The 26,116-nt window shown below is 46.5% G+C and carries 29 protein-coding genes and 2 tRNA genes; 20 read left to right on the top strand and 11 right to left on the bottom strand.

Translation table 11 applies throughout. The annotated features are described in order from the left end of the window. Positions 1-385 precede the first annotated feature (385 nt). From KQJ23_RS23125 to KQJ23_RS23110, 3 genes are all read left to right on the top strand, one after another. On the top strand, positions 386-3,637 hold the full coding sequence (locus tag KQJ23_RS23125) for a carbohydrate binding domain-containing protein (protein ID WP_346779450.1): 3,252 nt from the start codon (positions 386-388) through the stop codon (positions 3,635-3,637). Between the two features lie 128 nt (positions 3,638-3,765). Further along, positions 3,766-4,323 (top strand): CDP-alcohol phosphatidyltransferase family protein, encoded by a 558-nt coding sequence (locus KQJ23_RS23115; protein WP_216481252.1) that lies wholly within the window; start codon positions 3,766-3,768, stop codon positions 4,321-4,323. A 23-nt stretch (positions 4,324-4,346) separates the two neighbouring features. Next, on the top strand, positions 4,347-4,817 hold the full coding sequence (locus tag KQJ23_RS23110; RefSeq protein WP_249530016.1) for an ASCH domain-containing protein: 471 nt from the start codon (positions 4,347-4,349) through the stop codon (positions 4,815-4,817). On the opposite strand, the gene KQJ23_RS23105 is transcribed toward KQJ23_RS23110, so the two are convergent. Beyond that, complete coding sequence (locus tag KQJ23_RS23105) at positions 4,794-5,603, bottom strand: PhzF family phenazine biosynthesis protein (RefSeq protein ID WP_216481251.1); 810 nt, start codon at positions 5,601-5,603, stop codon at positions 4,794-4,796. The genes KQJ23_RS23110 and KQJ23_RS23105 overlap by 24 nt on opposite strands. Positions 5,604-5,679: 76 nt before the next feature. On the opposite strand from KQJ23_RS23105, the gene KQJ23_RS23100 reads away from it, so the two are divergent. Both KQJ23_RS23100 and KQJ23_RS23095 read left to right on the top strand, forming a co-directional pair. Then, positions 5,680-7,035, top strand: coding sequence for an aminotransferase-like domain-containing protein (locus KQJ23_RS23100; RefSeq protein WP_216481250.1), 1,356 nt, complete (start codon positions 5,680-5,682; stop codon positions 7,033-7,035). Positions 7,036-7,105: 70 nt separating this feature from the next. After that, positions 7,106-7,615 (top strand): WGxxGxxG family protein, encoded by a 510-nt coding sequence (locus tag KQJ23_RS23095; RefSeq protein ID WP_249530015.1) that lies wholly within the window; start codon positions 7,106-7,108, stop codon positions 7,613-7,615. 111 nt (positions 7,616-7,726) lie between these two features. Here the strand turns inward: KQJ23_RS23095 and KQJ23_RS23090 are convergent. Beyond that, positions 7,727-7,812: transfer RNA gene (locus KQJ23_RS23090), tRNA-Leu, on the bottom strand. Between the two features lie 252 nt (positions 7,813-8,064). Here KQJ23_RS23090 and KQJ23_RS23085 point away from each other — a divergent pair. From KQJ23_RS23085 to KQJ23_RS23070, 4 genes are all read left to right on the top strand, one after another. Further along, positions 8,065-10,287, top strand: a complete 2,223-nt coding sequence (locus tag KQJ23_RS23085; RefSeq protein ID WP_216481249.1) for an Ig-like domain-containing protein — start codon at positions 8,065-8,067, stop codon at positions 10,285-10,287. A gap of 190 nt (positions 10,288-10,477) precedes the next feature. After that, positions 10,478-11,410 carry a ComEC/Rec2 family competence protein gene (locus KQJ23_RS23080; RefSeq protein ID WP_216481248.1) on the top strand — a complete coding sequence of 311 codons (933 nt, stop codon included), beginning with the start codon at positions 10,478-10,480 and terminating at the stop codon, positions 11,408-11,410. Positions 11,411-11,415: 5 nt separating this feature from the next. Continuing rightward, positions 11,416-11,628, top strand: a complete 213-nt coding sequence (locus tag KQJ23_RS23075; RefSeq protein ID WP_249530014.1) for a DUF3006 domain-containing protein — start codon at positions 11,416-11,418, stop codon at positions 11,626-11,628. Positions 11,629-11,670: 42 nt separating this feature from the next. After that, on the top strand, positions 11,671-12,201 hold the full coding sequence (locus KQJ23_RS23070; protein WP_216481247.1) for a DinB family protein: 531 nt from the start codon (positions 11,671-11,673) through the stop codon (positions 12,199-12,201). A 56-nt stretch (positions 12,202-12,257) separates the two neighbouring features. On the opposite strand, the gene manA is transcribed toward KQJ23_RS23070, so the two are convergent. Beyond that, positions 12,258-13,202 (bottom strand): mannose-6-phosphate isomerase, class I, encoded by a 945-nt coding sequence (gene manA / locus KQJ23_RS23065; protein ID WP_216481246.1) that lies wholly within the window; start codon positions 13,200-13,202, stop codon positions 12,258-12,260. 39 nt (positions 13,203-13,241) lie between these two features. After that, entirely contained in the window at positions 13,242-14,159 is a 918-nt protein-coding gene (locus KQJ23_RS23060; protein ID WP_216481245.1) for an ROK family protein, read from the bottom strand. Between the two features lie 110 nt (positions 14,160-14,269). Between KQJ23_RS23060 and KQJ23_RS23055 the strand changes: the two genes are divergently transcribed. Beyond that, complete coding sequence (locus tag KQJ23_RS23055; RefSeq protein WP_216481244.1) at positions 14,270-15,295, top strand: LacI family DNA-binding transcriptional regulator; 1,026 nt, start codon at positions 14,270-14,272, stop codon at positions 15,293-15,295. Between the two features lie 81 nt (positions 15,296-15,376). On the opposite strand, the gene KQJ23_RS23050 is transcribed toward KQJ23_RS23055, so the two are convergent. Beyond that, entirely contained in the window at positions 15,377-15,988 is a 612-nt protein-coding gene (locus KQJ23_RS23050; protein WP_216481243.1) for a superoxide dismutase, read from the bottom strand. 199 nt (positions 15,989-16,187) lie between these two features. Between KQJ23_RS23050 and KQJ23_RS23045 the strand changes: the two genes are divergently transcribed. Continuing rightward, positions 16,188-16,448 carry a YuzB family protein gene (locus tag KQJ23_RS23045; RefSeq protein WP_216481242.1) on the top strand — a complete coding sequence of 87 codons (261 nt, stop codon included), beginning with the start codon at positions 16,188-16,190 and terminating at the stop codon, positions 16,446-16,448. 61 nt (positions 16,449-16,509) lie between these two features. Here KQJ23_RS23045 and KQJ23_RS23040 read toward each other — a convergent pair whose 3' ends face one another. Beyond that, on the bottom strand, positions 16,510-17,139 hold the full coding sequence (locus KQJ23_RS23040) for a helix-turn-helix transcriptional regulator (RefSeq protein ID WP_216481241.1): 630 nt from the start codon (positions 17,137-17,139) through the stop codon (positions 16,510-16,512). Positions 17,140-17,252: 113 nt separating this feature from the next. On the opposite strand from KQJ23_RS23040, the gene KQJ23_RS23035 reads away from it, so the two are divergent. Then, on the top strand, positions 17,253-17,975 hold the full coding sequence (locus KQJ23_RS23035) for a PIG-L deacetylase family protein (RefSeq protein ID WP_216481240.1): 723 nt from the start codon (positions 17,253-17,255) through the stop codon (positions 17,973-17,975). Between the two features lie 95 nt (positions 17,976-18,070). Here KQJ23_RS23035 and KQJ23_RS23030 read toward each other — a convergent pair whose 3' ends face one another. From KQJ23_RS23030 to KQJ23_RS23020, 3 genes are all read right to left on the bottom strand, one after another. Continuing rightward, positions 18,071-18,262: a hypothetical protein gene (locus KQJ23_RS23030; protein WP_216481239.1), complete on the bottom strand. Its 192-nt coding sequence runs from the start codon at positions 18,260-18,262 to the stop codon at positions 18,071-18,073. 29 nt (positions 18,263-18,291) lie between these two features. Beyond that, positions 18,292-19,059, bottom strand: a complete 768-nt coding sequence (locus KQJ23_RS23025; RefSeq protein WP_216481238.1) for a polysaccharide deacetylase family protein — start codon at positions 19,057-19,059, stop codon at positions 18,292-18,294. A 189-nt stretch (positions 19,060-19,248) separates the two neighbouring features. Next, complete coding sequence (locus KQJ23_RS23020) at positions 19,249-19,809, bottom strand: hypothetical protein (protein WP_216481237.1); 561 nt, start codon at positions 19,807-19,809, stop codon at positions 19,249-19,251. A 130-nt stretch (positions 19,810-19,939) separates the two neighbouring features. Between KQJ23_RS23020 and KQJ23_RS23015 the strand changes: the two genes are divergently transcribed. After that, positions 19,940-20,485 carry a hypothetical protein gene (locus KQJ23_RS23015; RefSeq protein ID WP_216481236.1) on the top strand — a complete coding sequence of 182 codons (546 nt, stop codon included), beginning with the start codon at positions 19,940-19,942 and terminating at the stop codon, positions 20,483-20,485. Positions 20,486-20,503: 18 nt separating this feature from the next. Further along, the gene (locus KQJ23_RS23010; protein WP_216481235.1) at positions 20,504-21,193 is read left to right on the top strand and encodes a hypothetical protein; all 690 of its coding nucleotides are present in this window, start codon (positions 20,504-20,506) and stop codon (positions 21,191-21,193) included. A gap of 797 nt (positions 21,194-21,990) precedes the next feature. Here KQJ23_RS23010 and KQJ23_RS23005 read toward each other — a convergent pair. Next, positions 21,991-22,063, bottom strand: a tRNA-Val gene (locus KQJ23_RS23005). Between the two features lie 269 nt (positions 22,064-22,332). On the opposite strand from KQJ23_RS23005, the gene KQJ23_RS23000 reads away from it, so the two are divergent. From KQJ23_RS23000 to KQJ23_RS22985, 4 genes are all read left to right on the top strand, one after another. Beyond that, a complete protein-coding gene (locus KQJ23_RS23000) occupies positions 22,333-22,521 on the top strand; it encodes a glycine zipper domain-containing protein (RefSeq protein ID WP_216481234.1) in 189 nt (62 codons plus the stop codon). A gap of 165 nt (positions 22,522-22,686) precedes the next feature. Beyond that, positions 22,687-22,893, top strand: coding sequence for a hypothetical protein (locus tag KQJ23_RS22995; protein WP_216481233.1), 207 nt, complete (start codon positions 22,687-22,689; stop codon positions 22,891-22,893). A gap of 228 nt (positions 22,894-23,121) precedes the next feature. Further along, the gene (locus KQJ23_RS22990) at positions 23,122-23,565 is read left to right on the top strand and encodes a GNAT family N-acetyltransferase (protein ID WP_216481232.1); all 444 of its coding nucleotides are present in this window, start codon (positions 23,122-23,124) and stop codon (positions 23,563-23,565) included. Positions 23,566-23,830: 265 nt separating this feature from the next. Beyond that, positions 23,831-24,076, top strand: coding sequence for a DUF3892 domain-containing protein (locus tag KQJ23_RS22985; RefSeq protein WP_216481231.1), 246 nt, complete (start codon positions 23,831-23,833; stop codon positions 24,074-24,076). 61 nt (positions 24,077-24,137) lie between these two features. Here the strand turns inward: KQJ23_RS22985 and KQJ23_RS22980 are convergent, their stop codons facing one another. Further along, positions 24,138-24,872 (bottom strand): MBL fold metallo-hydrolase, encoded by a 735-nt coding sequence (locus KQJ23_RS22980; RefSeq protein WP_216481230.1) that lies wholly within the window; start codon positions 24,870-24,872, stop codon positions 24,138-24,140. A gap of 150 nt (positions 24,873-25,022) precedes the next feature. Here KQJ23_RS22980 and KQJ23_RS22975 point away from each other — a divergent pair, with 150 nt between their 5' ends. Together KQJ23_RS22975 and KQJ23_RS22970 are read left to right on the top strand one after the other, a co-directional pair. Beyond that, positions 25,023-25,577, top strand: coding sequence for a copper amine oxidase N-terminal domain-containing protein (locus KQJ23_RS22975; RefSeq protein WP_216481229.1), 555 nt, complete (start codon positions 25,023-25,025; stop codon positions 25,575-25,577). Positions 25,578-25,675: 98 nt separating this feature from the next. Then, the gene (locus KQJ23_RS22970; RefSeq protein WP_216481228.1) at positions 25,676-25,999 is read left to right on the top strand and encodes a DUF1292 domain-containing protein; all 324 of its coding nucleotides are present in this window, start codon (positions 25,676-25,678) and stop codon (positions 25,997-25,999) included. Positions 26,000-26,116 lie beyond the last annotated feature (117 nt).

Below are 26,116 nucleotides of genomic sequence, written 5' to 3'. Positions count from 1 at the left end.
TTTAGACGCGAGCCGGTAATAAAGGCTTATAGCCTTAGAGCAAACCACCCGTTTGACGGGTGGTTATGATTCTCCATGCGACATTCCGAATCTTTTCAAGCCAATATGCTTGGCTTAAATAGAATGACGGACAAAAAAGAGTGTACAGGAAGGGATATTGTCTGGTACAATTCCTTTGAGCATTTTACAATATTAAACAATCATGTCATATTGATTATTGTAAGTGCTTCCAATGGTCTTCGCCTGTAACTTATAGAAAGGAGGGAAGTTGGAACAAGATCTAACAAGGATTCCTGGCGTAGTTATTATTAATTAAACGGCAGAGAAGCGACTATAAGCTAAAATTCAAACGTTTGCACAAAAAATGAGAGGAGACAATTATGTGATGAGAGAATTCAAAAAAATAAGTTCCTTTTTTCTTAGCATTGTTTTTCTAGTCACCTCCATCTATGTTCTACAAGGATTTGAGCCTCAAAAGGCTGCTGCTGCGACAGGGCAAGCAACTGAGCTTACAAATAAAACTTTCAGTTGGGATAACGCCAACATCTATTTTGTACTTACAGATCGATTTAAGGATGGAAACCCGACCAACAACAATTCTTACGGTCGATTAAGTGTCGATGCATCCGGAAAAAGTATTGGGACTTTCCACGGAGGTGATTTGAAAGGGCTTACACAAAAATTGAATGAAGGGTATTTTACCGAGCTAGGAACGAACGCAATCTGGATCACGGCACCCTATGAACAGATGCATGGCTGGGTCGGCGGGGGAACTGGCGGTGACTTCGCGCATTATGGCTATCATGGATATTATGCGCTTGATTTCACGATGATGGACAAAAATATGGGCACTGTGGAAGAGATGCGAGAGTTTGTCGACACGGCGCATGCCAAGGGGATTCGGGTTGTGCTCGACGTGGTCATGAATCACCCGGGATACGCGACCTTGAAGGATATGGAGGAATATAACTTCGGCGCAAGGAACGGGATTGGTGCCAACTGGACACCGGTCAGCGGTCAGACATGGCACAGCTATCATGACTATATTAATTATAATGATTCTTCCGCTTGGTCCTCCTGGTGGGGGGGATGGGTACGTGCAGGAATTGCCGGGTATGAAAATTGCGGCGGAAGTGATTTGACGCTGTGCGTAGGCGACTTGCCGGATTTTCGCACGAATGTGACGAGCAGCATCGGACTGCCACCGCTTCTTGTAACGAAATGGGGGAAGGAGAACAGCGGTTATGAACCGTGGATTGTTCCCGCGGCTAAAAATTTGCGTAAAGACTTGGGTATCGCGCCGGCAGATTACTTGAGTAAGTGGCTGGCAGCATGGGTCGAAGAATTCGGGATTGACGGGTTCCGTGCAGATACGGCAAAGCATGTAGAATTAAACCGCTGGAAGCAGCTTAAGAACGATAGCAGCGCTGCGCTCGAGCGGTGGAGACAAAACAATCCGGCTAAGCCTGGAGCGGACTGGACGGACAACTTCTGGATGACCGGAGAGGTATGGGGCCATGGCGTAGGGAAAAGTGAATATTTCAACAACGGCTTTGACTCGATCATCAATTTCTCGTTCCAGGATGCCAATATCAATTCGCTGGAAGGGACCTATGCGGATTATGCCTCAAAAATCAACAGTGATCCTGACTTTAATGTACTTAGCTATATTTCCTCGCATGATACGCGACTCTACGACCGAAGCCGCTTAATCCAGGCCGGAACCGCTTTGCTTCTTCTGCCTGGCGGGATTCAAACCTTCTATGGTGATGAATCAGGGCGAGCTTTTGGGGAGACCGGATCCGATCCGCAGCAAGGAACGCGATCATCGATGGACTGGAATAACTTGAATCAGAATGTTTTGTCGCATTGGCAGAAAGTAGGGCAGTTCCGCAATAATCATATTTCTGTAGGGGCAGGCAGTCATGAAAAAATCAGTGACGCGCCCTATACGTTTAAACGGTCGTATAGCAAGGACGGGATCGAGGACAAGGTAGTCGTCGTTGTCGGGGCGGCGGGATCTACTAGTGTGAATGTGGCTTCGGCATTCCCTGACGGAACCATGGTCCGGGACTTTTACACTGGACATGAGACTATCGTAAGCGGCGGCCTGGCTGCTTTTACGCCGGGGGAGAACGGGTTGATCTTAATTGAGCAGGGAGCGGAGACCAAGCTTCCGATTCTGTCGGCATCGCCTGCCGGAGGAACCTTCAAGACCGATACATTGATGATTAAGCTGTTCTTGGATAAGGCAGCAAGCGGGAAATATACGTTGGATGGCACGGATCCGCGCCGGGGTATCGAATTTACGGATGGAACATTATTATCGATCGGCGAAGATATGAGTTTTGATGAAGTGGCCACGCTGAGATTGTATGCGGAGAATGAAGAAGGAGTATCGACGCAGCAATATCAATATACCAAGAAAGATCCTAATGCCGGACTGATAATCCATTTCAAGAAGCCGGCAGATTGGGGAAGTCCGTATCTGTATTACTATGGCACCTCACCCAAAGTTGCTGAGCCAACCTGGGCTACTGCCCCGGCCATGGTCCACGAAGCCGGAGATTGGTATTCTTATAAGATCGACGGCGTCGACACTGCCTCGGTGATTTTCCGGGACGGAACCGGCAAGCAAAACCCTGGGCAAAATCAAGCCGGATTCATAAGGGGTGCCGAAGGCTGGTATGATGGCGCTTGGCATGATGCCAACCCGGATGGAGAAGGAGATACGGTTGCTCCAAGCGCACCTGGAAATTTGCGTTCCACTAAGGCGACGGATAAGACTATTACATTAGTCTGGGATGCTTCAACCGACAATATTGCAGTAACAAGGTATGATATTTATCGGAATGGAGTTAAGGTCGGGAGTTCCACTGCCACTACCTTTACGGACTCAGGACTTTCCCCGGGAACGTCGTATTCATATATCGTTAAAGCCCGTGATGCCGCCAACAATGAGTCAGACCCGAGTGAAGCTTTAGAAGCCGCTACGGAACCTAGCGGAACGGGCAACAAAGTGACAGTATACTATAAGCATGGCTTCAGCACGCCCTACATGCACTATCGTCCCGAAGGAGGAATCTGGACATCCGTACCGGGAGTCGCCATGGAAGCTTCCGAAGTTCCCGGCTACAGTAAGCTTACGGTTGATATTGGAACAGCAGCGCGCCTGGAGGCTTGCTTTAATAACGGGACCGGGCAATGGGACAGCAACAATCAGAGAAACTACTTTTTCGGCACGGGTACATGGACGTACAATGGGAATGGTCAAATCGTAGAAGGAGCACCCGATCCGGCAGCTGCCAATACAGTGACAGTATATTATAAGCATGGTTTCAGCACACCTTACTTGCATTACCGTCCGGAAGGCGGGACATGGACAGCCGTGCCGGGAGTAGCGATGGAAGTCTCGGAAGTTCCCGGCTACAGTAAGCTTACGGTTGATATTGGAACAGCAGCGCGCCTGGAGGCTTGCTTTAATAATGGAAACGGGCAATGGGACAGCAATAACGGCAGGAATTATTTCTTTAACACAGGAACGTGGACTTATATAGGCTCCGGAAATATCCAGACGGGGGCTCCAGTATCCCCGGTTTCAGCTTTACTGCTCAGACCGAGGCTGATTGCATCATAGAGCCTGATAAGGAGAGGGTTATAATTCAGTGTTTTAGCATCGGCAAGTCGGCCTTGCAGATGCTCGAAAAGGAGAATAGAGCGCCCCTCTTGTGAGCCAAGGGGGGACTCTATGGTATAATAACAAGCATGAAAACCTCAAGCGGGGTGAGCAGCATCTCATTCATACCCAATTTTATAACGTTGATAAGAGTATTTGGCGCTGTGAGCTTGTTATTTGCGGATCCGTTCTCTCCTCTTTTCTATGCACTTTATATAATCTGTGGTCTAAGTGATGTGCTGGACGGCTATTTGGCGCGAAGGCTGAGTGCGACCAGCAATTTTGGTCAAGCGCTTGACAGTGTTTCTGATTTTCTTTTCATTGGCATTATGCTTTTCATCTACATTATATATATAGCACTTCCAGGTTGGTCCATCCCATGGATTATTCTGATTGCTGCTGCCCGATGTTTATCTATCATTGTAGGGTTTGGAAAATACGGTAAGCTGACATTTTTACATACATATAGTAACAAGGCAACGGGGTTCGCTCTATTTCTCTTTCCATTTCTTTATTCGATGTTTCCGCTGAGCATAACGATTCTGGTGCTTTGCATTGTCGCAAGTATCTCGGCATTAGAAGAACTGCTAATCAACGCGACGTCCAAAGTGCTGCAACGGGACATAAAGTCTATATTTCACCATTAATTCATCTAGAAAGGATTTTCGATATGAAGGGCGAAATGAAGGCCATCACTATAAAACAGCCCTGGGCCACTTTAATTGCCGTGGGGGAAAAGAAGTTTGAGACTCGAAGCTGGCCTACCCGATACCGGGGACAACTTGCCATTCATGCTGGCAAAAAGGCAGATAAAACTGCGTGCATGTCAGAAGAGATAAGCTCTGTACTTGCAAAGCACGGGTACGGCTCCCCGGAGGATTTGCCTACCGGGGCCGTAATTGCTGTAGGCGAGCTTACAGCGTGCTATCAAATTCAATCCTTTTCTGAAGGAGAACAAGATGTAATTTTGGCACATAACGATGAGTTCGTCTATCTTAGCGCTGAACGAGATGCCTTCGAGATCCGCTTTGGCGATTTTTCCGAAGGGCGTTATGCATGGGAAATTCTTGGCCTAAATAAGTTGACCCTACCGACTCCTTGCAAAGGCAAGCTTGGTTTATGGAGTTGGGTCTACGAATAATTCTCCTTCAAGATACTGAATAGCATGACCTCCGATTTTGACCCTTTCCCCCTTATGTTCACAATACAGCACGCCTCCACGCTTGGAGACCTGTCGTGCAATGAGCTTTGATTTTCCCAGCTTATCGGTCCAGTAAGGAATCAGAGTCGTGTGGATTGACCCGGTCACCGGATCCTCATCGACTCCTGCTGCAGGAGCAAAAAAGCGAGACACGAAGTCCTCCTTGTCTCCTTTTGCCGTAAGTACCAGACCAAAATTGCCGGGTATAGCTTTAATCTTGGCAAAATCAGGAGCAAAGCTTCGGACTTGCAGCTCATTCTCAAGTACGGCATAATGACGAATTCCTATGTCATTTACGGTCATAAAGGTCTCTATAGGTGTCCTTCCCAAGACCTCTTCAAGCAGCTCAGAGGCATTGTTGTATACAGGAGGCCGAGACGGGAAGTCCAACTCATACAGCGGTTCATGCACACTGACGGTAAGCACACCGCTTAAGGTGTGAAATGAGATCTCCTTCAGGCTGGAATCAACATGATGATGGACAACATAAGCGCTTGCGATCGTGGCATGTCCGCATAATTCAATTTCGAGCTCCGGCGTATACCATTTCAGGTCGAAATGTCCCTGTTGTTCTCTCGGGACGACAAATGCCGTCTCGGAAAGGCTATTTTCCATGGCAATGTTCTGCATAAGGCGTGCGTCTGGAAATGAATCGGAAATACAGACACCTGCGGGGTTTCCTTTAAATAATTGTTCGCTGAACGCATCCACTACGTGATATTTCATGAGGTCTCCTCCTTTTCTTTTACTATAATAGAATTAGAATAGAACAGGTTGCCAAAAATAGAACAGAGGGATCCCAATGTCGAAATCAGAACAGGTGTATGAAACAGTAGTTCAAGGCATTCTGAAAGGGGAATGGAAGCCGGGAGACAAGCTTCCGTCCGTCCGCTGCATGGGCAGCAGGCTTGGTGTTCACCGGCTGACTGTGCTTAAGGCATATCAGCGCTTGCAGGAGGATAAATGGATTGAGGTAAGAACCAAGTCCGGTTTCTATGTATGTGAGAAGTCTAAGGAGACAAAGAAGCGTGATATCGAGTCTTCGATTTATAAAGATGATTCGATCCTGTATCAGATGTCCCGTGCCCTGATTGCCCCGGATTTACTCCCAAACAGGCATTTATCAAGCGATGTCAAACAATTGCTGGATTTGGAGCCAAGGCTCTTAGGAACCTATTCGTCAACCGCCGGAGATTTACAATTAAGAGAGAGCCTGGCTGACTATTTGCTTAAGACATCCGGCTTCTCGGTATCAGCGGACGAACTGCTGATAACCAGCGGTGCTCAGCAAGCCATTGATCTTGCCGCGCGAGCATTCGTGAAGCCGGGGGATCATGTGCTGATTGAGCGGCCTACCTATGGTCCGGCGATTGATGCCTTCCAGGAGCAAAATGCGACGCTTCATCCTGTTGATTTCACGGAAAATGGGTACGATATGAATCAAGTGGAACATTTGATGCGAACACACCAGCCCGTCCTGTTTTATATAAATCCGACCTTTCATAACCCAACCGGTTTTACCTTATCAGCCTGCCAGCGAAAGGAATTAGTGGAACTGGCTGAACAGTACATGTGCCTTCTTTTGGAGGATGATGTTTGCCATGATATTTACTTTGATGCACCGCCCCCTCCTCCATGCTTTTTTTATGATACCGAAGGAGTAGTGGTCTATATTCGCAGCTTCAGTAAATATATTTCACCAGGACTGAGAATTTCAGTTATGATGGCCCGGGGAGACCGGATTGCCAAGGTGCTGCGGATAAAAGTGATGACAGACAATGGAAGTCCCTTGTTTAATCAAGTGGTATTCCGGCATATTTTCTTTACAGATCGGATGCAGGGGCATATCGCAAAGCTCCGGTTAGCGATGCAACTCCGTAAAGCGTGTATGGAACAGCAATTAGAAGGCAGCGGGCTAACATGGATTAGTCCGAAGGGAGGCCTCAATCTTTGGGCGAAGCTTCCCTCTGGTTGGGACGCAGATATGCTGATCCGTCATTCTTTGAAGGCATCGGTCAGTTTCCTGCCGGGAGCAATCTGCGATCCGTGGGATTCGTCCACTCCGTACATCCGTCTCAGTTATTCTTATCTGAATGAAAAGCAGCTCGCTGAAGGAATGAAGCTGCTTCTCCAGGCTGGCAAAATGCTGCAATCTTAGGACTGCATAAGTGCTTTGGCTTCCGGGAAGCTTACCATCGTAAGCAAAAATATCGATGGAGGTGTTACGGTTGGACAAAAAGTTAACTGCACTTATTGCAACCATGTCCTTATCAGCAGCTTTAGTTGTTCCAGCAAGTGCTTACAGTACCTATGGCGACACGACCACCGGCGGAGCTCCCATGCGGGGAAATATGGCGAACAATCCCATTGAAAGAATGACGAATAATCTGGATCGGGATTTGTCGACTAACGGCTATTCCGGCAATGGTTACCGGATGAATGTTCCAAATACCAATACGGGTACCAATATGTTGAACAATAGCCCGAATACGTTCAATAATGGTACAAACAATGGAATGAATTCGAATATGAACAATAATCGAGGTACGATGAGAAGCAATTCCATGTATAACCGTTCATCGACTCGGGACTACAATACGACGGGAACAGGCAACTACCGGACCAATACGGTCCGTGCCCATGCTACGACCGGGACAGGATCCAATTGGGGATGGCTTGGTCTGCTTGGACTATTTGGTCTGGCAGGAATGCGCAGACGCGAAAGCGACCGTGCATAAGCCGCATTAGCTTTAGTATAAATTCAGTTACAGTCATTTTACTGCAACGAAAAACAGCCAGTTTGAATCATCTACATGATTCAAACTGGCTGTTTTAATTCAATCGATCTATGCCGAGGACCGGGATCGAACCGGTACGGTAGTCACCTACCGCAGGATTTTAAGTCCTGTGCGTCTGCCAATTCCGCCACCCCGGCAAAATATCAGCGCAAAAATGAATATACCATGTTTTTGCCATCATTGCAATCCTTAATTCGTTAAAATAAAATTGGCCGCCCCATAGCTCACTCCATCTGGATTTATCTGTTAAGTAATTCTGGAAAATAAATTCCTAGGACAATGGTCATGTTTTTTGGGATGAAGGTTACTTTTGACACTGCTTTTTCCGATAAACAACCTATAGGCCTGGAATGGACTCCGGCAAATAATGGAACTAAAGGAGAAAACGAATGGTGAAGAGAAAAATGACGGGCTGGCTCCTGATGCTCACATTACTGCTTACAACTATACTGCCTCATGGAGCGATGGCGGCTACGGGTGATCTTAAATCCATTGCAATTGATGGAGAAGGAACCACGCTGGAGATGACGGTAGGCGGCTCTAAAGAGATTAAGGTGTGGGGGACATTTGAAGGCTCCACAGGGACGCAAGATTTGACGAATAGTGCAACCTGGAGTTCCTCCGATAATTCGGTTGTTACAGTGGTGAAGGGAACGCTCACTGCGATCAAGGTAGGTACGGCAACAATTCGTGCCGATTACAACAGTGCGACCTCTTCAATTACGGTAACCATTAAAGAATCCTATAAGGAATTGAAACTGGAATACGGTTCTGAAGGAAAATACAGCCTCGATGCAGAGGAAAGCGATCTTGCAGTCAAGGCGTTGGTGACGAGCGTTGTGGATGGAGCGGGAACATCGAAGGATACGGATGTTACTAAAGATGCAACCTGGAGCTCTTCCAATACTTCTGTGCTCACCGTTGAAAAGGGCCAGCTTACTCTGGTTGGCGAAGGTACGGCGACGGTAACGGCCAAATATGCAGGGTTGACTGAGACGTTTAAAGTTACGGTAACCTTGCCTTATTCCAAGCTGGAGCTGCAATACACTCCGAATGGAACAACGGAAACGGCCGAGGATTTGGAGCTTGTCGTTGGCGACGAATTGCAGGTGAATGCGCAATCTACGCATACAGATGATAAGGATTCCAAGACGGATGTTACAGAAAAAGCAACCTGGAGTACTTCAGACAGTTCTGTAGTGACTGTTGAGAAGGGGAAGATCAAAGCGGTTGGTTTGGGGAAAGCAACTGTAACTGCAACTTACCTCGGAGTAACGGCGAAAACGGATGTCTATGTTCGTACACCTTATGAAGTCATTATTATGAATCCATCTGCAGACCAATCGATGTTCATCGCTGAGCAGATTGATGCGGAAGCAAGAATGAGAAGCGGTGCGAACCGGGATGATAATGTTACGTCTATTGCGGAATGGACATCCTCCAATCTGCTGGTGGCTACGGTCACCGATGGCAAAATTATTGCAAGAGCGGCTGGTTCGGCTACCATCAAGGTTAGCCATATGGGGATCAGCAAATCGATCAAAGTAACGGTATATCCGACTGTAACCGCTCTGAAAGCTGAGAAGACGAAGCTGGAGCTGTTCAAGGGAGATTCATCCAGCCTGCCGAAGATAACGGCAACGAAGCTGGATGATGAGGATCTGGATGTTAGCAGTATCGTGGAATGGACCTCTGCTGATGAGAGTATTGCCAAAATTGAGAACGGCAAGGTTGTTACTGTAGCCAAGGGAGCTGTGACACTTACGGCGAAACTTCCTTCTCTTGCAGGCACGGGCTTAAGCGTTCGTGATACCGAAATCAGTGTTACTCTGGAAGTAACTGAAAAGGTACTCACCCTGCTAGCGGATGAAGAGAAGTTAAGCGTGGTAATCGGTGAAGAGACGAAGCTGCCGGTAATTACAGCTGTCTGGGAAGATGGAGAAGAGGGCGATGTTTCGGCTACAGTAGAATGGACACTCTCCGGATCGAATGGCGTAATTAAAACTTCTGCAATAGGCAAAACGATTAAAGGCTTGACGAAGGGATCTGCTACACTGAAAGGTACCTTCTCCAATAAAACCATTTCGATTCCAGTAACCATCGAACAGAAGATTACAAAGGTCGTTGTGGATCCGACCAGTATTGTACTGAACCTTAAGAAGTCAAAGTCGATCAAAGTAACAGGATTCTATAGCGATGGAAAGACAGTCAACCTGTCCAGCAAGATGGGTTGGGAATCCTCGAATCCCGAAGTGGCTACGATTTCTTCGACATCAGTCAAGGCAGTGGCACTCGGAACTACGACGCTGACCGGGTCCTACCAAGGACATAAGGTAAGTATTAATGTTAGTGTTGTAGCCAAGCTAAGCAAGGTTACCGTGGATGAGAAATCCCTGGTTCTGTCCCCAGGCTCGGCCAAGACGGTTGTTCTGACAGCAGAATACGATACAGGCAGCAAGGCGACTGTAACGGGAAGTGCGGTCTGGACAAGCTCAAAGCCTTCTGTTGCAAAAGTAACTGGAGGCAAGATTGAAGCTGTTGCCAAGGGCAGCACAACAATCAAGGCGGTCTATGGCGGTAAGACAGTGACGATTCGCGTATCTGTAAAATAAACAATTCTTACAATCGGGGCTGTTCTGAAGGATCGCAGATCCAACGGAGCGGCTCTTTTTTTGCTTTGGAAATAGCTGAGCTTATATGTTTATGTGAATAAGCTGGATTAATTTGCAAATCGGACTGCAAGGACGGCAATCATTTATGCTATAGTAGATAAAGATTTATGAAGAAGAGGTAAGAGCATCTATGGGTAGACATGATCGGTTTAAGCAATTGAAGAAGTTAAGCAAGACAATCGGCACTTATGTATTGGGCTTATGCCTGATGTTAGGATTGGCCGGCTGTTCAGTGGATTGGACAGAGCTTCTCTCGGAAGCAGGTCAAGAACATGAGGTTTGGAATACATCCTTCGAAGCGCAGAACGGGAATCTGCGGGTTATTTTTCTGGATGTAGGCCAAGGGGCTTCCCAGCTGTTAATTAGTCCCTCGGGAAAAACGATGCTGATTGATGGAGGGAATAACAATCAGGAGCAGGTAATGCTGGATTATCTGGAGAAGTATGAAATAGGCCGGATCGACGTGATGATCGGAACACACCCGGATGCGGATCATATCGGCGGATTGGACCGTGTCATCGACCAACATGATATTGGTGCTATCTATATGCCGAAGATCCAGGCCAATACGAAGACGTTCGAGTCCTTGCTGGAATCCATTCAGCGCAAGGGCTTGAAGGTGAAGACAGCCAAGGCAGGGGTGGTCCCTAATTGGGACGAGGAAGTTCAGGTTCAGATGCTTGCCCCGGTGAAGACGAGCGATGACAGCAATAATATGAGTGCAGTGTTAAAGGTTACTTACGGAGAAGTATCATTCCTTCTGACCGGAGACGCGGAGCGCGAAAGTGAGAAACTAATGCTGGAATCGGGTGCCGATCTGCAAGCAGATGTTCTCTTGGTTGGTCATCATGGATCGAAGTCCTCGACTTCAGCCAGCTTTCTAGAGCGTGTTCGCCCTCAGGTGGGGGTTATTCAAGTGGGGGAGAACTCCTATGGGCATCCCAAGGAAGAAATTCTGAACCGCCTAGGGAAGGCTGGAGTAAAGGTTTATCGTAATGATCTGCACGGTTCCATCGAGATTTCCACAAATGGGGAACAGATCGAGGTATTGACAGGGAGGTGAGGCGTTTGACAGCCATCGTCGAGGGAATGGAAGAGCAAATATGTATTCTGGAGATTGGCGGGGTCCAGCAGGACGTGCCGCGAGCGCTTGTGTCGCCGGAAGTGAAGCCTGGAGATGTTGTTGTATGGGATGGACACAAGTGGAATGTGGATCTTGCCTTAACGAAAGAAAGGTCGTCGAAGATCCGCCGACTGATGGAGCAAGTATGGGAAGATTGAAGCTGTAAATGATGATATGAACCGTAATAGGAGTGTGATTATATGCTGGAGCGCCCGTTAGCTGAAGAATATGGAAGTCATTTTGAACCGTATGTTGAGAAAGTTCCGGATGTCGATCTAGCCTTCTTGCTGGAATCGCAAATTGAAGAATGCATTCAACTGTTGTCAGGCGTTTCTGAGGAACAATCTAAATTCCGTTATGCAGAGGGCAAATGGAGTCTGAAGGAAGTGCTTGGGCATATTGCGGATACGGAGCGTATCATGAGCTACAGACTTTTGCGGGTAGCCAGAGGGGATAAGACCCCGCTTCCTGGGTTTGAGGAAAATTTGTTCGTTGCTCATTCTCAGGCCGACACCCGCTCAATTAATGATCTGCTTCAGGATTTTGCCGCTGTAAGAATTGCTACACTTTCTCTGTTCCGTCAATTGGATGATGAGGCCTGGATGCGTGTCGGCCATGCCTCGGGGCATGATACTACGGCAAGAGCAATTGCCTATATTATCGCAGGACATGCTATTCATCATATGGGAATTATGAAAGACCGTTATCTTTCGGCTATACAAGATCAATAAAAGCAAAGGCCGGGTCGTGTTCGTTGTGAACAGCGACCCGGCCTTTTTTATGCGCTCTATTCATGAGCAACGATCATTGTTAATTCCCCGGACAATGTAAATGCTCCAAAATCCACCGGTGCAATAAAGTGCGTACCTTTTTTCAATGGGTATGAGGAATCTTGATGGTGAAGCTCACCGCTTCCTTCAATGACACTGAACAAGGTATATTTGGCTTGTTCAGCTGCCTTTGCCTGACCGGACACTTCCCATTTTTCTACCGTAAAGAAGGAGTTCGAGACGAAGGAGGTTTTCTTAAGGCTTTCCTCCTCGGATACGGTATACGATACAGGGACATAACTTTGAGGGACTGTTGTTACGTCGATCGCTTTTTCTAGATGCAGGTCACGCAGATTTCCTTGAGCATCTCTCCGGTCATAATCATATACACGGTAGGTCGTATCAGAGCTTTGCTGCGTTTCCAGCACGACGATGCCCTTTCCTAATGCGTGCACGGTACCACTAGGTACATAGAAGAAATCACCGGCTTTAACAGGTACTTTAGTGAGGAGTTGGTTCCACTTGCCTTCACGAATCATACGTACAAGCTCTTCCTTGGTAGTTGCTTCAATTCCATAAATGATCTCGGCTCCCGGCTCGGCATCAACGATATACCAGCATTCTGTCTTGCCCAATTCACCATTCTCATGCTTGCCGGCATATTCATCATCAGGATGAACCTGTACAGACAGGTCATCAGAAGCATCCAGAAGCTTCGTTAACAGAGGGAATACAGAGGAAGAGGAGCGGAACAACTCGGGATGCTGGCTCCATAGTTCGCCGAGCTTAAGACCTTGATAGGCTCCGCTGCTGACAATACTCTGTCCGTTCGGATGTGCGGAGATGGCCCAGCATTCTCCAGTGTGTTCACTGGGGATGTCGTATTGGAAGAGCTCCTTCAATTTCGTACCGCCCCAGATTCGTTCTTGAAATACAGGCTCTAAAAAAATGGGTTGATTCATTGTGCAATTCCTCCTATGTGGTTCGTTTGTGGTTCATTATTAATATGATACGTGCACCAACGCTGCGGCACCGATCAGGCCGGCATCTTGAGATAACGCAGCAGGGACAATTCGCGTCTCGCGGCCGGTCGGATTAAGCGCATAGCGGGATACATAATCTTTGACTGCATTGAACAATGGTGCTCCTACCTGGCTGACTCCGCCACCGAGCACGAGCATTTCAGGATCCTGCGTATTGATCAGGGTTACACAACCCACCCCAATGTATTTGTAGATTCGCTCAATCAATGCGGTCATCTCAGGATGATTGCCAGAGGCTGCCAGATCAATAGCTTCCTTGGTAGACACAGGACGACCGAGAAGTTCGCCGGCTTGTCTTGCAATGGCTGTGCCGGAAGCAACGAATTCCCAGCAGCCTTCCTGACCGCAGACACATCGGCCTACTTCCGGAGCAACAACAAAATGTCCGACGTCTCCGGCGTTGCCGGTAGCGCCAGTAATCAGACGGCCATGGCTGTAAATGCCGGCCCCAATGCCTGTGCTGATCGTGATGTAGATAAAATGCTGGGAGTCGCGGGCCGCACCGATCCATTTCTCCGCCAGCGCAGCAGCTGTAGCATCGTTCTCGAAGAAGATCGGCAGATCAAAGTGCCGCTTTACGGCTTCAACGACAGGAAAGCCCCACCAGCCGCGCAAGTTGGGCGGCTCGGAGATTTGTCCCAGCTTCGTGTTCAGCGGGCCGGGAGCACCTATTCCGATGCCTGTGAGCGATTCAATAGACAATCCGGCCTGATCAGCCAGCTGTCGCACTGCAGAAGCCATGCGGTCCACCATTTCGCTCGGACTTACAGATTGGTCTGTCGGCAAGGATAGTTTATCCTTAACATTGCCTTCGGAATCCACGAGTCCGATGGCGGTCTTCGTGCCGCCAATGTCGATACCAATTGCGTAATTCAATGGTTTAACCCTCCGATGTTTCATTGATTTACTTGACAAACTTGACATAATTAATTTTGTAAAGTAATGTTAGGCCAAGTGTATCATGTTTTGGAAGGAATGAAAAGCTGATGGCCCGGAAAAAGAAAGTATCGATGCAGACGATTGCTGACCATTTACAAATTTCGAAGAATGCGGTATCGCTTGCCCTGCTGAATAAAAAGGGTGTCAGTGAAGGGGTAAGAAGACGTGTGATTGAAGCGGCGAAGGAGCTTGGTTACGGTCGGTTCGGAGAGTCTAGGCTGCCCGAGCGCGGAAATATTCTGGTGCTAGTACCGGAGCGGGTTATGGACTATGAGGATAACGATCACTTTCAGTTCTTTCACGACATGATCTGGGGAATTGAAGGCAGCATCCGAAACCGCGGACTTAATGCTGTGTTGGTCAGAATTACCGCCGATATGGAACAGCGGCTGGAGCTTCCACGCCATTGTGCCGAGATTGCCTACAGGGGAATTGTTCTGTTTGGCGCGCTTAAAGAAGCTTATGTGAGACGAGTGTGGGAGCTGGATGTACCGCTTGTTATGCTGGACTCGTATCACCGGAGCCTGCCTTGCCCGGCAGTCGTGTCCGCGAATGTAGAAGGTGCCTATGAGGCGGTATCCTTGTTAATTGCTTCGGGGTATCGGGAGATCGGCTTTATTGGCCCGGTAAATCTGGCATCGAGCCACGAAGAGCGGTGGCAAGGCTACTGGAAGGCGATGTTTGATCACGATTTGACGATCCAAAGGGAAGATATTCTTACGCATTCAGTGAGTTATCAGGAGTCGGAACAGGAGATTCACGACTTTCTAAAGGGAATGAGTCCATTACCGCAGGCGTTTTTTTGCGGAAATGACCGGATCGCTTATTTGCTTGCTAAAGAATTGGAGCAGCGGGGATTAAAGGTACCGGAAGATATTGCATTAGTCGGGTTTGACGATCTTCAATATAAAGGAAGCATTGATATTGCTTTAACGACGATGCGGGTGGAGAAGGAGCGGATGTGTGAAGCGGCGGCCGACCTGCTGCTCTCCTTGACTGAAAGTCTCCGGGAAGCAGTTCGGATCTACGTTCGCCCAACCTTGATATCCCGCACCTCACATTTGAAGCCATAAAAACAAGCCGTTCTTGGAGCAATGAGTTGATCATTACACCAAGAACGGCTTTTATTAGATATTTTATCTTACGAAGATAACTTACAGGGCAGCTTCGTAACGTTTTTCCACTTCAGCCCAGTTAATAACATTGAAGAATGCGCTGATGTAATCTGGACGCTTATTTTGATATTTCAGGTAATAAGCATGCTCCCAGACATCCAGACCCAGGATCGGTGTCTTGCCTTCCATGATCGGGGAGTCTTGGTTAGGCAGGCTGTATACGGACAGTTTGCCGTTAGCATCTACAGCCAGGAACGCCCAGCCGCTGCCGAAGCGGGTTGTAGCTGCTTTTGTGAAATCTTCCTTGAACTTGTCGAAGCCGCCAAGCTCACTATCGATTGCTGTTGCCAGCTTGCCGGAAGGCTTTCCGCCGCCGTTAGGACCGATTGTCTCCCAGAACAAGGAGTGGTTGGCATGCCCGCCGCCATTGTTGCGGACAGCAGTACGGATACCTTCTGGAACACTATCCAAGTCTTTGATCAGTTCTTCAACGGATTTGGATTGGAGCTCAGGAGCAGATTCCAGAGCAGCATTGAGGTTTGTAACATACGTATTGTGGTGACGATCATGGTGAATCATCATCGTTGTTTCATCGATATGCGGTTCAAGTGCATTGTTGGCATAAGGCAATGCCGGTAATTGGTGTGCCATAGTTATCAACCTCCAAATGGAATATGTATGATAGTCTCAACACAATCTATTATAATTATCCTTAGGAACTTAGTCAACATACATGTATAGTAAGTATGCTTATCTAGATGCTGATTTAGAACATTCGTTGACAAAAGCCCACGTATTTATCATAATGATTGATCGGATAAATTATACCCGTTACAGGAGGTTTTGAAACATGGGATTAGGTATAGTTGTCGTTGAGATCTGTGAAGCGAACCTGCTGTCCTTGCTGGATGTGGAGCAGTTGGAGGAGGAGTTCCCAGAAATCGCCGTATTGCGGCTCGATTGCCTGAACCTGTGCGGGCTTTGTAGAGCAAGACCTTATGCTATGGTTAATGGAAATAAAGTATTTGCCAAGACCTCTGAAGAATGCCTTGAGTTAATACGTCAACAGATTCAGGCGGAACTTGCGGCGTTTCATGGGGTAGATCACTGAATAAAATAGCCGGCATCCACCAACATGTGACGGATTACCGGCTATTCAATATGAATAAGTGCTATTTATTTTTGATGATATAGACACATTTTCGCCCTTCCTGGGCAAGACATTCCGTTCGTTCGACGTCGGCATCAAGCAGACTTTTGAACAGCTTGAGCTCACAATCGCAAGCGTGGTTATACCGGTTAGCGATTTGGGAGATCGGGCAATTGTACTCCATCAGTACATAATGATCGTCATCCTTTTTCACACATTCGGTCATATAACCATTTTCGTTCTGAATTTCAGCCAGACGCAATACCTTCTCATGAAAGTCTTTTCCCTGCATCTCCGGCTCATATTGATGGTTCAGCTTCACTTTGCGCCGATCGAACAGATGCTTCACCGTATCCTCGCCAAGCTCCTGCTCAAGTTCGCCAAGCAAATCCAATGTCAAGGAATGGTAATTTTTAGGGAACAAACTCTCTCCATGCTCAGTAAGTCCGAATACCGCGGTGGGACGACCCAGCGTCTGACGGATCATTTTCGACTCAATGAGCCCATCGCGCTCCATCACGCCCAGGTGACGGCGCACCGCCATCTCCGTAATTCCCAACTCGGCTGTTATCTCCCGGGTACTCATGGGTCCGGAAGTCTTCATCATCTGCAGAATTTTATTCCGCGTGGGCATTTCTTTGGGTTGACTCATGCCAGATCACCTGTTTATAGTAGATTCTACTGAATTGTAGAGAATTTTAAGCACTTAGTCAATATTGAAGTATAGGAAGTATAGTAAGTATAGAAATAATTGGAGGGATAGATATGCGTAAAAATTTTACAGCGGCGTTTATTTACGCTCATCCAGATGATGAAACATTCAGTTGTGCATATTTAATTAAGGATATTACGGATCAAGGCGGCCAAGCGGTGCTCCTGACAGCAACCCGCGGGGAGGCGGGGAAGACTGGGCGGTTAGGTGAGATGAGCCGGGAGAAACTGGCAACCAAGCGAGATCAAGAGCTGGAGCAGGCGGCTAATGTGCTGGGGATTTCCACAGTCAAGCAGCTGGATCTAGGAGACGGAAAACTGAAGGATGCTGACCCGGAGCGGCTTCAGCAGGAGATTGCAGATTTCCTGAATCTTCATCAGGCAGATGTCGTGGTCACCTTCCCGGAAGATGGCATTTCCGGTCATCAGGACCATATTGTAATCCATCATGCGGTAAACAGTGTTATCTATGGGGGAAAGGCTCCTTCTGTACAAAAGTTGTATTACAATCGCTTCGGGTCACTTCTGTCGGATACGTCAGGGCTTCTGAGAATAAATGGGGAAGGAAAATGGGATATAAAGCGTCGGGCACTTGAAGCGCATGAATCCCAGATGTTCAGCATTGAGCGTGTATTCGGTCCATTAGGTCCGGATATGCTGCCGCAATACCGCTTCGAGACCTTTGAACTGGTATGGGAGCGCTACCCGGCTGCTAAGTCAATGCCTGAGAACAGCGTGTTTGACGGGCTGGAATCTGGTGAAGAACTGAACACCTGACAAAAGAAGAGCCGCATGCACGGTGAGGGGCCAGATCGCTTCTCAGGTGCACGCGGCTTTTTTATTAATTTTTTGAGGGGATTGGATTCGGCTATTCAATGCTCTTCCAGGGATTTATCTTGTTCCCGAGAGTCTGCATCTCCATTCATAAGCACATCGACAACGTCCTCGAGTTTAGCTGTGGGAGATAGCGGGTGCTTGGGCGTGGGAATAGGATCAACACCGGGGCCCATTTCAGCGTCTTTTTTACTTTGCTTAGAAACTTTTGAAGAAACATGGCTATCCATAGCGGCTAACTCCTCACTTTATAGAATGATTAGTAGCTTACCTTGATGTGGTTCTTCGGGGCGACTTTATGTGAAAGCAGCTCGGACACTGTCACCAGGGAATAGCCCCGGCGATTCAGCTCAGGCAGAATGATCCGCAAGGCTTCGTAAGTCTGGGAGCTTCTATGCACAAAATCATGCATAAGCACAATGTCGCCGCTCCGTGCATTATCAAGCACCTTGTTTGCAATGACTTGTGTGCCAGGTGAACGCCAATCTTTCGTATCCTGATGCCAGGACCACAAGACCATTTGAAGATGGTGCAGCTTCGAGAGGGAGATCAGGCGCTCATTGTAATAACCTCCGGGGGGACGAAACAAAATCGGTCTTGTCCCTGTTGCCTTGAAGACCGCTTCCTGAGTGCGATTTAATTCCTCTTCCATAGACCCGCTTGACAGACGCTGGAATGCCGGATGAGTATATGAGTGATTTGCCACTTCATGGCCTTCCGCCAGTTCCCTGCGGACGATTTCGGGATATCGTTCCACCCGGTCACCAACCACAAAGAAGGTAGCCTTGGCATGATATTGGCGAAGTAAATCCAGAATGAGCAGCGTTTGCTTCTCATCCGGACCGTCATCGAAGGTCAGTGCGATATATTTCTCTTCCGTAGGGACCTCCCAGACGATATCACCGCGCTCCTCATAATATTCTCTTCCCCTCAAGTTGGCTGCTGGGGCGGCATCCGTTGGTACCGATTGGATCAAAAACGTGAACGACAGGCATAAGGCTATACAGCTTGCAGTCTTGAGTCTCATTAATACAGTTCCTCCATTGCACTTTACATTGGCATCCGGATCGGATGTGGGGATGTCCGTTCAACTATTGTGCAGCAAGGAGGGGGAATCCATGCATGGCAGGAACTGTGTGGTGTTGCCTGTAAGGGGCCTGATGAGGCAGTTTAACACCTTCAAGAATACCAATTGAAAGTGAATTTACCATTAGAACTATTTCTCTAGAGAGTTGGCAATTTGAATAAGTTCAGAAATATCATACAAAGGAAGGAAGTCACCACCTTCAGCTTTGCTCGATGCTAAAGCATAGTTTAATCCGTTACTTTTCCAATATAACCCGCTTAAGTTCTGATTGCTTTGTATCCAGGTTTGTGTCCCGTCGTTTAATTTAGGACCCTTTTTTCCTTCTGGCTTGGATTCATCTTTCGAATTTGAAATAGACAATATTAGTTGCTCTCCATGCTCCACATTTGCAAAAGTAAGGCGTATCAAATTGAAGTTTGCTGGGACAATTTCGGCAGCTTGATTAGTAATTTGAAAGGGAACCTTAGGAATTCGAACCTCAAAAGGCATTTCGAGCAATGTATCTTCGAAAGATTTGCAACAATCTGAGCCTTCGTTCCATTCTACTACTCCGTTTGTTATTGATAGTCCGGCATAGTTTTGAGGACTTTGATCGATAGCAGTAGGCGGTATAGTATTCTGAGTTCCAGTCCCACAGCCACTAGCCACCAAAAAGGCAGCAACTAGACAAATATATATAACTCTTTTCAAACCTATCACCCCCTTTTTTCTTAATATAACACAAACTTGTAGACGATTCCCAAATATGAGTATAATGGAAATGTAAGGAAATTAAATGGGTTACCTTACCAAATTATATTTAGGAGGGATTTTATTTATGATGAGTAATCGAAAACACTTCAGATTCACTCTAGTTTTCACTTTAGTAAGTAGTCTTCTTCTAACCATCTTTAATCCAGTAATAGCTTCTGCAGCAACTAAGACTAGCGAAACTGCTAAAGGAATCCTACAATACGGACCTGATGGAGGAATAACTTTCACAATCAGTAAAGTAACCCAAAGCATCATAACCTACTCAGGTTCTTCGGGTTCAACAATCACATTCTCAATGTCTGATAGCAATGTTAGAATTCCATCTGGAGGTTCATACGGGGCCTCTGCATGTGGAACTCAAATAAATGTTCGTAATTACACGAGTATGAGTGATCCATTTAAAAATAGTACGATTAATTTACCATATACTTCGTCTTATTGGACTGAGCCAGGTACAGTAGCTATTTCAGGAAAAAATAGCGGTAGCGATTGGTCTAGACAAATTGGTGGTACGTTCACTGCAACGTTCCAGAATGAAGGATATGCACAACCAACTCCTAGTAAATGTTTTGGTGGTGGGACAGCGTCGAATACACTAACATTTAGTAATTAATATTAAGGAGGAGACGAAATGAATAGAAAGAGATTAATTATAATATCTTTTATAGTATTACTTGTTGCTGTCAGTTCCTCTCTGTACGCATCAGCAACTGATAAAGAATTAGTTACCAATGAACAAAAACAGCTGATAGAAAATGCATTTGGTGAGTTGAAAGATCAGAATAGTACTATGAGCAAAAGCAACTTTATTATCTTGGGGGGCGACATTGAAATAAGCAAATCGGAGTTTTATTTTTACAAAGTAAACATTAAACTGATAAATCAATTGAACGCAACATTAGACAGCACATCATATACAATAGCTAGTCTTCCTACAGATCAGGAATTAATAGATGAGATGCTGAAAAAACGAATTTCGGTACAACATTCTAAAGAAATAGGTATTACCGTAACAGAAGGTGAAGTTAAAGAGGTAATAAATCGAGAAGAAAGTATGCTTAATAGTGAAGAGGTTGATGCTCAAAATCAAGCTATTATTAGAGAGATAATGGACCAGAGAATTAAATTAACTGGACTTTCTGAAGAGGAATTTTGGGACAGTGATTTAGTATTTAAAGAATATGAAAATACACTTTATATAGACAAATTATATAACAAATTAATTGGCGAAAAGGTAATAGGTGATATCCAAGGTTTTGAAGAATTTCAGAATAATTTACTCAAAGAATATAAGAATTCTCATAGCATAGACTCAGAATAAATCCAGCCCGATACTCTCACATAAACAAGGAGCTTCGGGCCATGTACAAAAAAGCAACAAAAAGCAGAGAACCCTTACACCGTAAGGGTTCTTTAAGTATGATCTGTGGGCTAGAATCACTGACCCTGCCAAGATGGAAAATCGTTTATGCACTGCAAAGAAAATGCGATAGAAAATTAAGTTGGACAAGGGTTCTTTGAATAAAAGCTACTAACACTTAGAAAACACAGAAAATAAAATAAAGAAAATCTTGACCCTTATTTAGACCATTACCCAAAAATATCATCGCTGTTCTCTTGTAAAAACAGTTCAATTGCCTGTATTTCTTCTGTATTTAATTCTGAATAAAGTGCATCCCCTTTTAAATTACTGATTCGTTCTGTGAGTTTATCTAAATCAAAAAACTCGCCTATGTTTTCTTTATTAATCTTCCAAAATCTTCGCGCAACATGGTCTCCAAGAGAGGATACTGTTCCTTAAGTTACGAAACGGTCAATCCTAAGATCGTTAGCGAACGTTTGGGACATGCAGACGTTAGAATAAGCCTTGACACATATTCGCACCTACTTCTGAGTATGCAAAAAGAAACGGCAATTATGTTTGGTAAAATGCTATTTGAGGAAGATGTTGAAGAGGTTGTTTTGAACTAGTCAGAGGTTCGAAAATCCCGACGAAATGACCAAAACAAGACATTCTTGACCAAATCTTGACCATTTGAATCAAAATGGTTTATTTGTTGTGTCTGGAAAAACAGCGAGAAAGCAAAGAACCCTTGCGCTGTAAGGGTTCTTCAAGTATGATCTGCAGTGGGCTCGAACCACTGACCCCCACCCTGTCAAGATGGTGCTCTCCCAGCTGAGCTAGCAGATCGTTTGTATAGTGGAGATAAAGTAGATAATATCAGGGACCCAGAGGAATGTCAATATAAACCGACAGGTTATCAGCTTTAGGTTTGGCCAGAGGGGGCTTCACCATGCTTAGGAAGTAGCCGAGCTGTGGGTAAGCGTTGCAAAGAAGAAAGTATCTAGTGAGAATCTCCCTTTAGCCTAACTATGATCCATATGGTACGATGAGAACAGTAGAATGAAACCCTCTTTTCCTTAAGTCGTAAATAGTAAGAAACAGCGGGAGGTGCAATTTTGAAGAAGAAAAGCTCATCGACTGGATCAGGCATAGCTATGGGAATAAGCTTTGGCGTGCTTTATTGGATTGTTTTTGACAATATTGCTATAGGGATAGCTTTGGGCGTGGCTTTGGGAGTTGCATTCGAAGCTGGTTTTTCAAAAAAAGACAAGGACAAGACAAAGAAACCGCCCTCGGATTCTTAATGTCTTAAATGAATGGAGATTTGCCCTAACAAAATTGATCCATCTACAACTCCGGATATCTCTGTATTCGGGGTTGTTTTGCTTGTGTCCGCTCCAAGGCGGTTTAACCCTATCTTCCCTGGCAATACTGGACAGACAGATAGGTACAGGGAGGATATTCGACTTATGACGATCTGGAAAAAGATAAGCGTGCTTGTGGCTGGGCTCTTCGTGATGTCCATATTGACCGCAGGCTGCACGTTCTCATCCAGCCAGGCTACATTGGACCGCCAGCAAAGCGAGCCTTGGTGGCTGGTGCCGGCGCTGGCGGATGAGGTGTACCCGAAAGAGGTGCTGAAAGAGGTCTATCCGGGTGCACCGATACATCCATAACCCGGCGGCAACCGGCTATTCCTGCTCCTCGTCCCAGTTGCGGGAGTAGCCCTTTTTCGTTACATAGAACATCGATGAGATAAGAAAAATCGCGATGACAATAGAGGCGGCAATTGTAATACCCACGAAAGATCGGCTCCTTCACTACATGGTCCTTTTCTGTCCCAACTATACACGATAATACTTTTTTTGTATAATGCTACGATGTAAAGGAGGCGGAGGACAGCTATGGCAGCAGTCATCATTCACGTAGAGAACGATATACAATTAAAGGAATGCCTGGAGATTCGCAAAGAGGTATTCGTAGTAGAGCAGAAGGTGCCAGTGGATCTGGAGATCGATGAATATGATGTGCTTGGAGATCAGGTGCATCATGTCCTTGTCGAAGTCGGCGGTGAGCCTGCTGCGACCGGCAGATTGATCTATTATGTCGATAATGCCGCCAAAATGCAGCGGATTGCTGTGCGTAAGGAATATCGCTCCCAAGGAATAGGAAGCGTACTTCTGCTTGGCATGGAGGCGTTGGCCCGTGAACTCGGACTAACCAAGTCCGTGCTTGATGCTCAATGTCATGCTGAAGCATTCTATGCCAAGCTGGGCTATGAGACGATTTCGACGGAACCGTTCGATGATGCCGGAATTCCCCATGTACGAATGACCAAGTCTTTGTAAGAAGTTGTTCAAAAAGTCATCTTTTGATCACGAAGTGTTCCAAGGGGTTGATTCGACATCGAATCTTGCGTTCACCCTCGAAGTCCGGTACTCATGTAGGTTCTGCCTACACTCCGTGCCTCCTTCTTTGGGTTCTCGCAACCTTCTCGGTGCTGAAAAGCTGACTTTTTGAACTCGCATTATAAGTGGGGTCATGTTTCTTTGAAAAGCAGGACATACTATCTCTATCCCCAGCGGGAAATAATACGGAGGAGATGAGAATGTCATGGCACTCAATTCGAGAGAAACCTTCATCGCAGTTCAAAAAAATGGCGACGGTGATCTTAGAGCATTCAAGACATCAAGCGGGCGCATTCTGGACTATGAGCAAGCGAAGCAGGAGGTTCAGGCCGGGGCCATTGCGGGTGTGAATCTCTTTAAAGGAAAAGACGGCGAGCTCTATATTCGGGGCGATGCCGATGGAGATCCGTCTAACAACTTGGATTCTCTGCCAGGGTTCGAAACTGAATAGCACGCACGAGGCCGCTCCCGGAAATGATGGATCTTCGGAGGCGGCCTTTTCTGTACTGCGCTTAGAGCGTATAGAGTTTATGCTGGCGAAGGAAGTCCATCTCTCCGGTCTGACCGATAAATGACTCCATTTCATCCCCGTAGTGCATGAGCGAGATCATCGCCCGCAGCTTCTGGGGAAGCGAGAGCAGCTCGGACAGCGTGGTGTGGACTTCGCCCGGTCCTGTAAGCTGAACCTCATGCAGGATTTTGCGGCAGCCCCTCTCGTCCGCAAGCTGTTGCAGGAGCTCAGGCTGGAATACCATATCTGCACTATAGAAGATTTCCTCATTAATGTAGAGGGAGAAGCTTGTTTTTCCCGGGATATGAGGAGTCCGGATCAATTCCACCTTCAAGCCCTCAGCGATCTGACATGGAACTCCTTCCTTCAGCAGCCGAACATCAAAGGCATCCTCAAGACAGGTTATCCCGTCTTGCCCCAGTCCTCCTTTTAGCGTATGGTCCCATAGTGGGCCTGCCAAAGCCTCCGCCACATAGAGCACGGGCTTGCGCCCTGCGCCGTACTTCATCCGAAATGCAAATTCCTCCAGTCCGCCGACATGATCGCCGTGAATATGAGTAATGAGCAGCGCATCAATCTTCTCCGGGGTGACCCCAAGCTGATGCATGGCCATCGGAGCCGTAATCCCGCAGTCGATCAATAAGGTGAAATCATCTGTCGAGAGCAGCGCGTTATTATTAAAATAATTCTTAGCGAAAGCACCGCCTGTACCCAGCATCTGTAAATGAAGCGCCATTTTTACTTCCTCCTTTTATCGGGACAATAATAAATAGGGCAATATAAGTTAAAAATCTTCTTTTCTTTCGTGAAAATAGCGCAACTTGCCTTCTTCTATAGAGTATACATTTACATCAACATGAATTAAACCAATTGGAGGGTTTGAATAATGAAATGGAGAAGAGTTGCAATTTTAGTCGTTGCTTTCTCCTTAATGGGAGGATCGCTGCTGTTTGCGGATTCCGCATCCCAGAAAGTGAAGCTTCTATTAAATGGAAGTGAGCTGGAGGAAGGCGGTTATGTGATTGATGGAAAGACCTATGTTCCGGTTCGTCAGCTTGAAGGACTGGTTAAATATGATGAGAGTGCCAAGACAGTAACCTATAATAAACCTAATGTACACATGTTCCTGTTTGCGGACGATACCGTATTTGGTGAAATTAAGAAAACCGGGAAGCTGAAGTTCAACGTCTTCTCTCAAGTTGATAATCTGCGCACGAATATTTCTGAGGTTCGCGTATCGATTACGTCGCCGGATGGCAGCTCGAAAGTGATTCAAAGCAGCGAAATTAAGGATCAAAGGGATAACTTCTGGTTCCGCACGGAAGACTACACCTATGACTTCAAGAGCTCGGGCAAATACACGGTCGGATTCTATATGAAGCCTTCGGACGGCGGAGATTTTGTCCTCGTCTCCGAGAAGATCATCAATGTGCTCAAATAAGCCTTCAAATTGACCTCTTTCTCTGAAAATGTTACGATACGAGAGAAACCGGCAGGTTAGCAGGTTAACTATCTAATAAATCAAAGCGAGGTATTTTAATGAGCGATCACAATCACGATCACGCGCATGGCGACGCTTGCGGCTGCGGACATGATCATGACCATGAGCACGAGCATGAGGAATTTGTATTAACGCTGACAGACGAAGAAGGTAAGGACGTAGAAATGGTTCTTGTCGAAACCTTCGACGTAGGCGAGAAGCTCTATGCATTATTGCTTGAGCGTAACAATCCTGGTGCAGACGGCATTATTCTTCGTATGGAAGAAGAGAACGAAGAAATGGTGCTCTACAATATCGAAGACGAAGAGGAATGGAAACAGGTCGAAGAAGCCTATAATGAATTGGTTCAATCTCAAGAATAGGCTGCAAACCTCCATTGGTTATATACAGAAGAAGCTCCCGCAAGGGCAATGTCATTAAGTTAGGGTGCTGGTTCAAAAAATCAAGAAAAAGAGCAGGTTATCGAAAGATAGCCCGCT

It is taken from the genome of Paenibacillus brevis (assembly GCF_018919145.1).
GTDB lineage: Bacteria > Bacillota > Bacilli > Paenibacillales > Paenibacillaceae > Fontibacillus > Fontibacillus brevis.
Note: the sequence above shows the minus strand (reverse complement) of the source record. Positions and strands in the feature narration are given on the sequence as shown.